This window comes from Lysinibacillus sphaericus, from assembly GCF_005217585.1.
GTDB lineage: Bacteria > Bacillota > Bacilli > Bacillales_A > Planococcaceae > Lysinibacillus > Lysinibacillus sphaericus.
In genome coordinates this window covers 84,527-96,839 of record NZ_SZPT01000008.1, presented here as the reverse complement: position 1 = coordinate 96,839, position 12,313 = coordinate 84,527, and the positions used below count along the sequence as shown (strand labels likewise).

The window sequence follows — 12,313 nt, the reverse complement described above, 5'->3', positions numbered from 1 at the left end:
TGTACCAGGTGTCTTGCCAAAGGCAGCGGTGGGTAACTATGTGTGGAGGGGATAAGTGCTGAAAGCATCTAAGCATGAAGCCCCCCTCAAGATGAGATTTCCCATTACGCAAGTAAGTAAGATCCCTCAAAGACGATGAGGTAGATAGGTTCGAGGTGGAAGTGTGGTGACACATGGAGCTGACGAATACTAATCGATCGAGGACTTAACCAAAAAGTTTGAAACATTCAATGCACCGTTTATCCAGTTTTGAAAGAACAATCTTTCAATTAAATACTGTCTAGTGATGATGGCAAAGAGGTCACACCCGTTCCCATACCGAACACGGAAGTTAAGCTCTTTAGCGCCGATGGTAGTTGGGGGCTTCCCCCTGTGAGAGTAGGACGTCGCTAGGCAAATAAAAACCTGAGAATTTATTCTCAGGTTTTTTTGTGTCAATATTTGAACAGCTGCAGAAGGCAGCTGTTTTTATTTTGTTAAAATTCTAGCGCATTACGTAGGTTATTAAGATAGGATTGGCTGACAGGTAATTCTGTACCATCTTTTAAAGTAACAATGAAATTCGAAGTAAGATCACGCGCCATTTTTTTTATGAAATGAATATTCACTATATAGGATCTATGAATGCGTATAAAAAACGGAGGTAAACGCATTTGTAATTCTTTAAGTGTAATACTGGTTTTAAATTGTTCCTTTTCTACATAAAACCAAGTTTTTTTCTGAAGGCTCTCAATATAAGAAATTTTATCGATTACTACAGGGGTCCATTCTTCTTCCTGTTTCCCTGTTAAAAATTGATAAGGCTCCAATTTCTGTGCAGTAAAAGTTGAAGGTAAAACAACTACTAATGCTGCTGGCGTATCCTGAATATGTACTGGGTAGCCAATACCATAATAGGGTGTACCAAATAGAGTATTATCTAATATTGCGTCTGTACGTTTATTTGTACGCAATACTTGCTCTGCAATACTGCCTGGTTCAACTTGCCGTCCTATTTCTAAATGAATACCATGATATCCAGAGTTAAAGTAAATATAGGAGTTCTCTACAGCAATGGCGATGGACGAGTTGGGTGGAATCCAGTCTTGTAACATCGTAATAAATTGTTGTGCAATACTTTTTTGTACAGCATTGATTTCATTTTTCATTGTGAATAGCCCCCTTGTTTGTAAACAGTTTACCAAATTTTGTCGCTTAAAAAAGCGGTTTCATCATCAAAATTTGGTCTTTTATCAAAAAATAGTGAAAATTCAGATGTACTGTTATATATTAATTTACAACAAATAAACCTGTTATGGAACAGAAATTAAAAAGTTTTTTAACAGAGTATATTTTACACAAAGGGGAAGGTGGAATTTCAATATGTCAACACGTCAAGAAAAAATTCAAGCTTTAGAAAAACAATGGGCAGAAAACCCACGTTGGGCTGGTATTGAACGCGCTTATACGGCTGAAGAGGTAGTTAAATTACAAGGTTCTGTTGTAATTGAACAGACTTTAGCAACAAAAGGCGCTAAACGACTTTGGAAATCATTACACGAAGAACCGTTTATTAATGCATTAGGTGCATTAACTGGTAATCAAGCGGTTCAACAAGTAAAAGCAGGATTAAAAGCAATCTACTTATCTGGCTGGCAAGTAGCTGCTGATGCTAACCTTTCAGGTCAAATGTACCCTGACCAATCTTTATACCCAGCTAACTCTGTACCAGCTGTAGTAAAACGTATCAACCAAGCGCTACAACGCGCTGATCAAATCGACCATGCTGAAGGTCGTGTAGACGATTTCGATTGGTTTGCACCAATCGTAGCTGATGCTGAAGCTGGCTTCGGTGGTCCTTTAAACGTATTCGAACTTGTTAAAGGAATGATTGAAGCAGGAGCTGCTGGTGTGCATTTAGAAGACCAATTAGCTTCTGAGAAAAAATGTGGACACTTAGGTGGTAAAGTATTACTTCCTACACAAAACGCAGTTCGTAACTTAATTGCTGCTCGTCTTGCAACAGATGTAATGGGCGTAGATACAATCTTAATCGCACGTACAGATGCTGATGCTGCAGATATGGTAACTTCTGATATTGACCCACGTGATGCTGAATTTATTACTGGCGAACGTACACCAGAAGGCTTCTTCCGTACAACACCAGGTATTAAACAAGCGATTGCTCGTGGTCTAGCTTACGCACCATATGCAGATTTAATCTGGTGTGAAACGTCTAAGCCGTCACTTGAAGAAGCTCGTGAGTTCGCAGCGGCGATTCATGCTGAATTCCCTGGTAAAATGCTTGCTTACAACTGTTCACCTTCATTTAACTGGAAAGCAAACCTTTCAGAAGAAGAGATTGCAGAATATCAACGTGAGTTAGGTAAATTGGGTTACAAATTCCAATTCGTAACATTAGCTGGCTTCCATGCATTAAACCACTCTATGTTTGAGTTAGCTCATGACTATAAAGATAACGGCATGGCTGCATACTCTAAACTTCAACAAGCTGAGTTTGCTTCTGAATCTAAAGGCTATACAGCTACTCGTCACCAACGCGAAGTAGGTACAGGTTACTTCGATGATGTGTCACAAGTTATTTCTGGTGGTACTTCTTCAACAACAGCGATGGCTGGTTCTACAGAAACAGAACAATTCGTTTAATTCGATTACGTTAATTCCTAAATTCATAATCATAGATAAGTTTCCCTCGCACCTCCTAAGCGGGGGAAACTTAAATCACGAGAGGTGGGGGAACTACTAATGGAACAGGCAACTACAGGTAAGCTTAAAATTGTTGGACAACAAAACGAGCAAACAAAAGAAGTTTTAACACCGGAGGCCCTTGAGTTTGTTCTTGCCCTGCATGAAAAATTCGATGCTCGTCGTAAAGAGCTTTTAGAGGCTCGTCAAGATCGTCAGAAGCGTCTAGATGCTGGTGAGAAACTCGACTTCCTACCAGAAACAAAGCATATTCGTGAGGGAGATTGGACAATTGCGCCACTGCCTGCAGATTTACAAGATCGACGCGTAGAAATTACTGGACCAGTAGACCGCAAAATGGTTATTAACGCATTAAATTCTGGTGCGAAAATGTTCATGGCTTGCTTTGAGGATGCTTCAGCTCCTACTTGGGAAAACATGATTTCTGGTCAAATTAATATGCGTGATGCCATTAATAAGACGATTGAATTTACTCAAGCGTCAAACGGTAAAACGTATAAATTAAATAAAGAAACAGCGGTATTACTAGTACGTCCACGTGGTCTTCATTTACTTGAAAAACATGTGTTGGTAGATGGTGAGCCAGTTTCAGGTAGTTTCTTCGATTTTGGTCTTTATTTATTCCACAATGCTAAAAATGCATTGGCAAAAGGCACGGGTCCATACTTCTATCTACCGAAGTTAGAAAGTCATTTAGAGGCTCGCTTGTGGAATGATGTCTTTATCTTTGCACAAGATTATATTGGTATTCCACAAGGTACAATTAAAGCGACAGTTTTAATTGAAACAATATTAGCTGCATTTGAAATGGATGAAATTTTATACGAGCTTCGCGATCATTCAGCAGGTCTAAATTGTGGTCGTTGGGATTATATTTTCAGCTACATTAAACGCCTGCGCAATCAACCTGATGTGATTTTACCTGATCGTGGTCAAGTAACAATGACAGTTCCATTTATGAAGGCTTACACGTCTTTATGTATCCAAACATGTCATAAGCGCAACGCACCTGCTATGGGTGGTATGGCTGCACAAATACCTGTTAAAGGCGATGATGAGGCGAATGCAGTAGCATTTGCAAAGGTTGCGGAAGATAAACGTCGTGAAGCAACGGATGGTCATGATGGAACTTGGGTAGCACACCCTGGTATGGTGGCAACAGCTATGGAGCAGTTTGATGCGATTATGAAAACACCAAACCAAATCCATAAAAAACGCGAAGATGTGAATGTAAAGGCTGAAGATTTAGTAGCTGTTCCAGAAGGGACAATTACCCTTGAAGGTCTTCGTATTAACTGTAGCGTAGGAGTTCAGTACATTGCTTCTTGGTTACGAGGCAACGGAGCTGCACCAATTAACAACTTGATGGAAGATGCTGCAACTGCAGAAATCTCCCGTACACAAGTATGGCAATGGATTCGTCATCCAAAGGGTATTTTAGATGATGGGCGTGGTATTACATTAGCATTTGTGCTGGAAATATTGGAAGAAGAGCTTGTGAAAATTAAAGAGGCTGTTGGGGAACAAGCCTATAACAGTGGTCGCTATGCTGAAGCTGCTGAACTGTTTAAATCTTTAATTGAGCAAGATGAATTCGTGGAATTCTTGACACTTCCAGGCTATGAAAAATTAAGTTAATTGATAGAAATCTACTAACGAACATATCTAACTTTCCTTAAACACTGTGGGCTGAACTCGAATGCAGCTCACTAATTCCAACTAATGTAACGAACGGAGTCTGTTCCTCCGTTTCTTACAAAAAATGAGCACTGTTTAATAAAAGGGGTCTACTTATATTAATCGTAAGTATTGAGATTTAAAAATGGGGTGCAAGATGTCTTACAAGCTTTGATGGGGGGCTTGTAAGGCATTTTTCTATACTTAGAAATCATTTAGAGGGGGAAAAGAGATGAGTACTAATAAAGAAATACTATTAATTCCTGGTCCTACACCCGTAGTTGAGGAAATATATGATGCTTTGGCAAGCGAAACTCGTGGGCATACAGATCCACGTTTTGTGGCAATTTATAAAAACGCATTAGCACAAACAAAAAAACTATTCCAAACGGATGGCGAAGTGTTTGTACTAGCAGGTTCTGGAACGCTAGCAATGGAAATGGCGATTGTTAATACTGTGGGTAAGGGAGAAAAAATACTCGTTATTAGTCACGGATATTTTGGTGATCGTTTTACGCCTTTAGCAACTGCTTATGGTATTCAGGTAGACGTGATACAAGCAGAATGGGGAAAACAAGTTGAACCAGCTACAGTAAAGGCAAAATTAGCTGAAGCTAATTATAAGGCAGTCACTATTACACATGCAGATACATCTACAGGCGTCGCTTCGGATCTCGATGCATTGGTACCTATTATTAAAAGTGCAGGGGCATTAATTATTTTAGATGGTGTTGTCGCAACAGCAGCGCTAGATGAAAATATGAATAAAACATATGGTCATCCTGACTATAAATTAGATGTTGTACTAACTGGCTCACAAAAAGCAATCGGGATACCACCAGGTTTAGCCATTATCGCCTTTAATCAATCGGCCTTAAAGGCTCGTGAAGCGCTAGGAACGATACCCGCATACTATAGTGATATAGAAAATTGGATTCCGGTTATGAATGATCCAGGGAAATATTTTGCAACACCACCTGTAAATTTAATTTATGCTTATGATGTTGCTATGAAGATGGTTTTAGATGAAGGTATTGTTAAGCGTGAGGCACGTCATCTAGCGTACGGTCGCGCTATGCGTTTAGCATTATCTACGTATGGTATGAAAGCACTAGCTGACGAAACAGTAGCAGCTCCAACTTTAAGTTGTATGCTCTATCCGGAGGGCGTAGAGGATGCCAAGTTCCGTGCGAAGCTTGCTGAAAAAGGTGTAATTGTTGCTGGGGCTTTGGCTCATTTAGCAGGTAAAGCATTCCGTATTGGGCATATGGGCAATACAACACCCGCAATGCTTGAACAAGCCGTGAGACGAATTGGTGAATCACTTAATGAATTAGGACATGCAGTAGTAGTAGAAGAAGCAGTTGCACGCTTAAGAGAACAATTAGCAGTAGGAACGAATTAATATTAGAAAAGGTGTCTCAAAAGTACATGAGACATCTTTTTTGTTATTTAACCTAAGAATCGCTTGCAAATAAGGTTCAGAGTAGAAAATCGGCAAGCATGTTTGGGATGATAGTAATAAAGTTTCGATCTGTACAAAAATAATGAGAAGCAAAGTGTACTTGTAAGAAAGTTCATTGCAAAACAATTTAAGCCCTTACAGAATAGCTCCTTTTTCTATGCATAAAATTGGTTATTTGTTATACTTATTATATAACAAATATGGAGTTGATTTAGATGTTTATTCAAATAGAGCCATTATCGAATGTACCTATCTATGAACAGGTTACACGGCAAATTATAGAGGGTATTGCGAGAGGGGACATGGGACCGGGGGATACATTGCCGTCGGTACGAAGTTTAGCAGCCGATTTAGGTGTCAATATGCATACGGTTAATAAGAGTTACCATGAACTTGAGGCGAAGGGCATTATAACGATTCGTGCTAAATCAGGAGCAATTATTCGTTCAACGGAGGAGCGTGCATTAACGCCTGAACAGTTGCAGCAGATTGAAAAAAATTTAAAGCCTGTTGTGGCAGAAGGAATGGTGCTCGGTGCAACAGTGGATCAAATTGAGCACATGATGAAAAAGGTATTCGCTGACTTGCAACTGCCAGCAGAAGGGGTGTAGCATGCTACTAGGTATTTTTACAATAATGTATGTGATGACATTAGCTATGCAAGTTTTTGTCCCTTATATTGTACGTGAGACTATTGTATTTGGTGTTACTGTACCAGAACAAAATATAAAGCATTCTGCATTAGCTCTTGCGAAAAAACGATATGCGCAAACAGTAGGGCTTTTTGGCGTGCTGATTTTAATATTTATGCTAATGCTTAACTGGTCGCTTGCACCTTCTGAAAGTGCACAAGGCATCCTTTTACTAAGCTGTTTATTTGGCATGCTGGCGATTAGTATGGTGTTATACTGGTTAAACCATCAGAAAGTGATGAAGTTGAAAATACGCGAGCAATGGGGCATGAATATAAAACAGGTGCGAGCAGTTGATTTAACTGCTCGTAGTCGTGATGAAATGCTTCCATGGCCCTTCTATGTGGTGCCGATAGGCGTTACGATTTTTCTTATTATTTTCACATTATTACATTATAGTCAAATACCAAATGCTGTAGCGGTGCATTGGGGACCAAGTGGAGCGGCGGATGCATGGCGAGAAAAAACCTATTTTATTGCGATTTCATTACCACTAGTTATGTTGATGATGCAATGTATGATGTGGGGCACTGCAGATTCACTTAAGCGTTCGGCTATTCGCATGTCTATTAATCGTCAGCGGGAGTCATTAGAAAATGAATTAAAAACACGAAAGTTTATGAGCTGGAATATAGCATTGATTAGCTATAGTTTAACCGCATTATTGACCATACTACAGCTAAGTAATATTTATCCTTCAATGGCTGAAGGCAATAAACTATTACCATTCTTTATTGCATTTCTATTTTTAATTTTAGGTTCAGTGCTAGTTTATGCATGGAAAAAGCGACAATTACGGTTGAAATATGAAGATAATGTGGTGTCAGAGTTAATGGATATTGATGAGGATCGTTACTGGAAAGGCGGTCTTATTTATATGAATCGTCAGGACCCATCTGTTTTTGTAGAAAAACGTTTTGGTGTAGGCTGGACAATGAATTTTGCAAATCCAAGAGGCTATATTGTCATTGTTTTACCACTGCTGATATTGCTGCTGATTTCTATAATTTCTTTTTAGTGCCAGTCACCTAAACAATGTCCAAACAATTCTGATAATTTAGGGTGGAGGGCGCTAGTATATTGAACGGAGGCAAGAGGGAATGAAAATTTTAGTTGTCGATGATGATGTGCATATTTTACAGTTAGTGAATATTTATTTAACTCGCGAAGGCTATCAAGTCATGCAGGCAGAGAATGGGGAACAAGCTTTGCAATTGCTGGATGGAAATATGCCCGATTTGGCAGTAGTGGATGTTATGATGCCCGGAATGGATGGTTTTAAGTTAACAGAAATTTTAAGTAAGGATTATGATATCCCTGTGCTGTTATTAACGGCTAAGGGAGAGCTTGAAGATAAGGAGCGAGGCTTTTTAGCAGGTTCGGATGACTATGTCGTTAAGCCGTTCGAGCCAAAGGAATTACTGTTTCGTATTGCGGCTATTTTGCGTAGGCTTGATAAAACAAACCAAGTAACGATACAGGTGGGTAAGCTTGAAATTGATCGCCGTAGCTTTGAGGTTACAATTGGTGGTGACACGCTTCTGTTACCTTTAAAAGAGTTTGAGCTGTTAGCGCTACTTGCCTCTCGTCCAAATCAAGTATTTACACGGAGCATTATTATGGAGCAAGTATGGGGTTACGACTATGAAGGTGATGAACAAACATTAAATACACATGTGAAGCGGATTCGCGAGCGATTGCATCGTTACAATACAGATGTCGAAATTACAACGGTGCGTGGTGTCGGTTATAAGCTTGAGGTAAGTGCACCATGAAGACGTTATATAGTAAATTTGTTATCACGACAATGCTCATTATGATTGGCAGTTTATGTATTGGATTTTTAATGACGAATACATATTATCACCAAGTGACTAAAGAAAAAAATGATGCAAAAAACGTTGCGATTGCACAAGATATTGCCGACTATATTGAATCAGCGAAAGAAATGGATTTAGATAATTATTTAACAACGCTTGGCGATATTGGGTATCAAATATATGTTACAACTGGAGAGGAACATCGTTTTTTTGGTGGCGAATACCGAGATAAGAAATTGCCCACTGATATTATCCAGCAAGTATTAGATGGGGAAGTCTATCATGGGATGCGGGATTTTCCAAAAGAGACTTTTATGACAGGCTTTTTTGCGAATGAGTTAATAAATACTATTGGTGTACCCTTTACGTATCATAACGAGCAATATGCATTGTTTATTCGACCAGATATTCGATTCTTGTTCTCAGAGGCTCATACGTTATTAGGTGGTCTCATTCTTGGGATGGCGGTGATGAGCTTACTTGCCATGTTATTATTTGCAAAGGCACTTATTCGTCCGATTACAAAGTTAACCGAAGCAACTCATCAACTTGCCCATGAAAAGTTTGATACGTTGCTTGAAATTGACCGAGCAGATGAAATTGGACAACTGGCGGATAGTTTTAATGTCATGACAGAAAAACTACAGGAAAATGACAGAATGCGAAAACAGTTTATAAGTAATGTATCCCATGACTTTCAATCCCCGTTATTGAATATTCAAGGGTATGTCGATTTATTGAAAAATCCTACGCTTGCAGAACCTGAACGGCAAGAATACGCAACGATTATAGAGCTAGAAACAAAGCGACTTTCGACATTGACAAAGCAACTATTATTGCTGACATCACTCGATCAATCTACCAGAATGTTAAAGCGAGAACCGTATCCGTTAGATGAGCAATTGAAGGAAACAGTGCGAAAATATCGTTGGCAGTTAGAGGAAGCGAATGTGCAATTATCGTATCAGATTGAGCCAGTAATTTATAATGGCGATGCAAGTCTATTGCAAAATGTCTGGGATAATTTATTAACAAACGCCATTAAATATAATGTTAATGGTGGAGACATTCATATCCAACTTCAGGAACAAACGACTTTTGTAGAGGTATTAGTAAAGGATAGCGGCATTGGTATGACTACAGAACAATTGCAAAAGGTATATGACCGTTTTTATAGAGCTGACGAGTCTAGAACGAAACAGGGGACAGGTCTCGGTCTTGCAATTGTTAAACAAATTATTGAATTGCACGGTGGTAAAGTGCAAATGGAAAGTGCTATGAACGAAGGGACAAGTGTTTGTATACACCTACCAAAATTGTAATATGGAGTTCATGTAAAGTTCATATTCAAACGATAAACTTCTACGTAAGTTAAAACTTGGAGGAGTTATCGTATGGAGCAAAAATGGAGTATACGTCTTATTCGACTCGCTGCGATTTTCGCATTGGTGGGTACGTATTTAGGTTCGCATATGTCAGGGTCAGGAAGTTATGAGTTTCGACCAATTCACGCACACGTTTTACTTGTTGGTTGGTTAAGTATGTTTGCATGGGGGATTTTCTACCGTGCCTTTAAAGTAAAATCACAAAAGTTAGTGACATTACACGGCTGGACGGCAATTATTGGCGTCTTCGGCTTAACACTTGGAATGTGGTTCTACAATATTAATCCATTCAACTTTAATCATACATTGACTTTAGTTTTCTTTATTGTCGGTGGTACAACTTTATTAATTAGTTTTGCGCTATTTATCGTTGTAACATTTATGATTAATCAAAAAGAAGAAATGAAAAACTAATATAAAAACCGCGTCAATAACTAACGCGGTTAGCATGGAGGCAAATTCAATAAAATTTGAGTTTGCCTCCATTTTTATTTTTACAGACCATTTCTTATAGGTACTCTTTTTTACAAGTACGACTCGCACTAGTTCGCCTCAGGACGCACTTATGTTAAATGTTCTAAAGATTTTTTTAGCCAACGTGTTGCCTCATTATAATCTTGAGCAACGCCTTGTCCTTTTTTATAAAGCATACCAAGCTGAAATTGCGCTTTTTGATGTCCCTTATTGGCAGCAAGTCGATAAAGTTGTGCTGCTTTGGCAAAATCTTTAGGCACACCTTGTCCATGACTATGCATTTGGGCTAACTGGAATTGAGCTTTAGCATGTCCTTTACTCGCTGCTTGTTCAATCCATTTTGCAGCCTCTGTAAAATCTTGCTTTACACCTTTCCCCTTATCAAATAAATTACCAAGTTGATATTGCGCACCTGAATGCCCTTGAAGAGCGGCAAGCCTATAGCAACGTCGAGCTTCATCTAAGTCTTGGGGAACACCTAAACCCTGTTCATATAATAATCCTAGCTGATACTCCGCCTGAATATGGGATTGGTCGGTTGCAGCTCTCCACCATCTCACTGCTTCAGTATAATTCAATGTAACACCTGTCCCTTTTGCATAAAGAAGCCCTAGCTCGAATTGAGCATCAGCATAGCCTTTGTCAGCAGCCATTTTAAAATAGGGTAATGCTTTATCGGGCTGTTGAAGTTGATAGACATAAAGAAGCCCCAACTCGTAGCCAGCACTAATATGACCACTGTCAGCGGCAAGTTGTAACCAACTTTCTGCTCGTGTGTTATCCTTCTCCTTTTGGTAGAGGATACCAAGGCAATATTGCGCATTGGTATGTCCGTTATGAGCAGCAAGTTTAAACCATTTCATTGCTTCAACGTGATCCTGCTGTATACCTAATCCTGAATTGTATAGCATCGCTAATTGAAATTCGGCATTGGTATGGTCTTGAAGAGCAGCTAAATGGAACCATCTCGCAGCTTCCTCCATATTTTGTGAGATACCACGACCTTTAAGATACATATACCCAAGGTTGTATTGCGCGCTTGCATCTCCAGCAAGTGCTGCCATTTCAAAATAGGCTATCGCTTCCTCAAAGCTTTGTTGCACACCAGTCCCATTATGGTAAAGAAAGCCGAGATTATTTTGTGCACTAGTGTTACCTTGATTGGCAGCTGAAATATACCATTTTGCGGCCTCTGTAAAATTAACAGGAAGCCCCAGCCCTTGATTATAAAGTACACCTAGATTGTACTGTGCATCGGCATTTCCTAAATCTGCAGCACATTTATAATATCTTGCAGCCTCTTCATAATTTTGTACAACACCTTGCCCTAAATGGTAAAGCACGCCGAGACTATAAAGTGCGTTCGCATCTTGTTGTGCGGCTGCTTTCTCATACCATGTTTTGGCAGCTATATAATCTTTTTGGACGCCACGACCATGATTATAAAGGAAGCCTAAATTGTATTGTGCACTTGCATTGCCTTTTTTAGCAGCTAATTCAAACCAATTAGCCGCATGTTCATAGTCCTTCGCAGAGTAGTGATCCAGCGTCTTCGTATCGATTGGCGGCAAAATATCTTCAAATTTAGCGCCTTTTCGCGAGGACATGGACATTTTAAGTTTCCGATCATAACGATGAATAAACCATTCAACGATATCACTAACATAATCGAGGACAATTTTGGCGGCTTTTGCTTCAACAATGTCATTATTGCTAGTACTTGTCATTTTTAGGACAAGTTCCATTAATAAATAAATGCGACGTGGATGTATTTTTGCTATAAACGTACGATTATTTAATAGTGTTCGCATATTTTTTATTTTAGGTTTGGCGTGCATTTCCAGCTCGTAAAAGTCATAAACAATCTCCTCGACAACGAGGCGTGACTTATGTAAGGAGATGGAAGGTTGAGATATAGCATGAGTGCTAGCTTCTTCTAGACTTTCTGCTAAATGCGTAAACGATAATATGTGTAACTTTTTACATTGTTCATGTAGGATTTCATATTGTATAACGATTGTACTCACCTCTTCTTAACCAATTCACGGTAGCAGCCTTTTTTCATATATCGGGAAAATATTAAAGTTATTGATG

Annotated in this window: 10 protein-coding genes and 2 rRNA genes; 10 read left to right on the top strand and 2 right to left on the bottom strand. The window is 39.2% G+C overall.

Translation table 11 applies throughout. From position 1 onward, the window contains the following. Window positions 1-213: ribosomal RNA gene (locus FC748_RS20565) — 23S ribosomal RNA — on the top strand; the annotation flags it as partial. A 66-nt stretch (window positions 214-279) separates the two neighbouring features. Further along, window positions 280-395 (top strand): 5S ribosomal RNA (rrf, locus tag FC748_RS20560). 81 nt (window positions 396-476) lie between these two features. Here rrf and FC748_RS20555 read toward each other — a convergent pair. Beyond that, window positions 477-1,148, bottom strand: coding sequence for a LytR/AlgR family response regulator transcription factor (locus tag FC748_RS20555; RefSeq protein WP_024360815.1), 672 nt, complete (start codon window positions 1,146-1,148; stop codon window positions 477-479). Between the two features lie 214 nt (window positions 1,149-1,362). Between FC748_RS20555 and aceA the strand changes: the two genes are divergently transcribed. From aceA to FC748_RS20515, 8 genes are all read left to right on the top strand, one after another. Further along, window positions 1,363-2,646 carry an isocitrate lyase gene (gene aceA, locus FC748_RS20550; protein ID WP_025218341.1) on the top strand — a complete coding sequence of 428 codons (1,284 nt, stop codon included), beginning with the start codon at window positions 1,363-1,365 and terminating at the stop codon, window positions 2,644-2,646. Window positions 2,647-2,745: 99 nt separating this feature from the next. Then, complete coding sequence (gene aceB / locus FC748_RS20545) at window positions 2,746-4,344, top strand: malate synthase A (RefSeq protein WP_024360813.1); 1,599 nt, start codon at window positions 2,746-2,748, stop codon at window positions 4,342-4,344. Window positions 4,345-4,615: 271 nt separating this feature from the next. Further along, window positions 4,616-5,788, top strand: coding sequence for a pyridoxal-phosphate-dependent aminotransferase family protein (locus FC748_RS20540; RefSeq protein WP_108031191.1), 1,173 nt, complete (start codon window positions 4,616-4,618; stop codon window positions 5,786-5,788). A gap of 275 nt (window positions 5,789-6,063) precedes the next feature. After that, the gene (locus tag FC748_RS20535) at window positions 6,064-6,459 is read left to right on the top strand and encodes a GntR family transcriptional regulator (RefSeq protein ID WP_024360811.1); all 396 of its coding nucleotides are present in this window, start codon (window positions 6,064-6,066) and stop codon (window positions 6,457-6,459) included. Between the two features lies 1 nt (window position 6,460). After that, entirely contained in the window at window positions 6,461-7,558 is a 1,098-nt protein-coding gene (locus tag FC748_RS20530; protein ID WP_108031189.1) for a DUF1648 domain-containing protein, read from the top strand. A gap of 82 nt (window positions 7,559-7,640) precedes the next feature. Further along, complete coding sequence (locus tag FC748_RS20525) at window positions 7,641-8,315, top strand: response regulator transcription factor (protein WP_108031187.1); 675 nt, start codon at window positions 7,641-7,643, stop codon at window positions 8,313-8,315. Further along, window positions 8,312-9,682, top strand: coding sequence for a HAMP domain-containing sensor histidine kinase (locus tag FC748_RS20520; protein WP_108031185.1), 1,371 nt, complete (start codon window positions 8,312-8,314; stop codon window positions 9,680-9,682). Before FC748_RS20525 ends, FC748_RS20520 begins: the two co-directional genes overlap by 4 nt. A gap of 72 nt (window positions 9,683-9,754) precedes the next feature. Beyond that, the gene (locus FC748_RS20515; RefSeq protein WP_024360807.1) at window positions 9,755-10,159 is read left to right on the top strand and encodes a hypothetical protein; all 405 of its coding nucleotides are present in this window, start codon (window positions 9,755-9,757) and stop codon (window positions 10,157-10,159) included. A 149-nt stretch (window positions 10,160-10,308) separates the two neighbouring features. On the opposite strand, the gene FC748_RS20510 is transcribed toward FC748_RS20515, so the two are convergent. Continuing rightward, on the bottom strand, window positions 10,309-12,246 hold the full coding sequence (locus FC748_RS20510) for an SEL1-like repeat protein (protein ID WP_229388179.1): 1,938 nt from the start codon (window positions 12,244-12,246) through the stop codon (window positions 10,309-10,311). Between the last annotated feature and the right edge of the window lie 67 nt (window positions 12,247-12,313).

Bases quoted from the DNA above. Each gene is read 5' to 3' on its own strand.
- FC748_RS20555 (WP_024360815.1), bottom strand. From the start codon at position 1,148: ATGAAAAATGAAATCAATGCTGTACAAAAAAGTATTGCACAACAATTT.
- aceA (WP_025218341.1), top strand. From the start codon at position 1,363: ATGTCAACACGTCAAGAAAAAATTCAAGCTTTAGAAAAACAATGGGCA.
- aceB (WP_024360813.1), top strand. From the start codon at position 2,746: ATGGAACAGGCAACTACAGGTAAGCTTAAAATTGTTGGACAACAAAAC.
- FC748_RS20540 (WP_108031191.1), top strand. From the start codon at position 4,616: ATGAGTACTAATAAAGAAATACTATTAATTCCTGGTCCTACACCCGTA.
- FC748_RS20535 (WP_024360811.1), top strand. From the start codon at position 6,064: ATGTTTATTCAAATAGAGCCATTATCGAATGTACCTATCTATGAACAG.
- FC748_RS20530 (WP_108031189.1), top strand. From the start codon at position 6,461: ATGCTACTAGGTATTTTTACAATAATGTATGTGATGACATTAGCTATG.
- FC748_RS20525 (WP_108031187.1), top strand. From the start codon at position 7,641: ATGAAAATTTTAGTTGTCGATGATGATGTGCATATTTTACAGTTAGTG.
- FC748_RS20520 (WP_108031185.1), top strand. From the start codon at position 8,312: ATGAAGACGTTATATAGTAAATTTGTTATCACGACAATGCTCATTATG.
- FC748_RS20515 (WP_024360807.1), top strand. From the start codon at position 9,755: ATGGAGCAAAAATGGAGTATACGTCTTATTCGACTCGCTGCGATTTTC.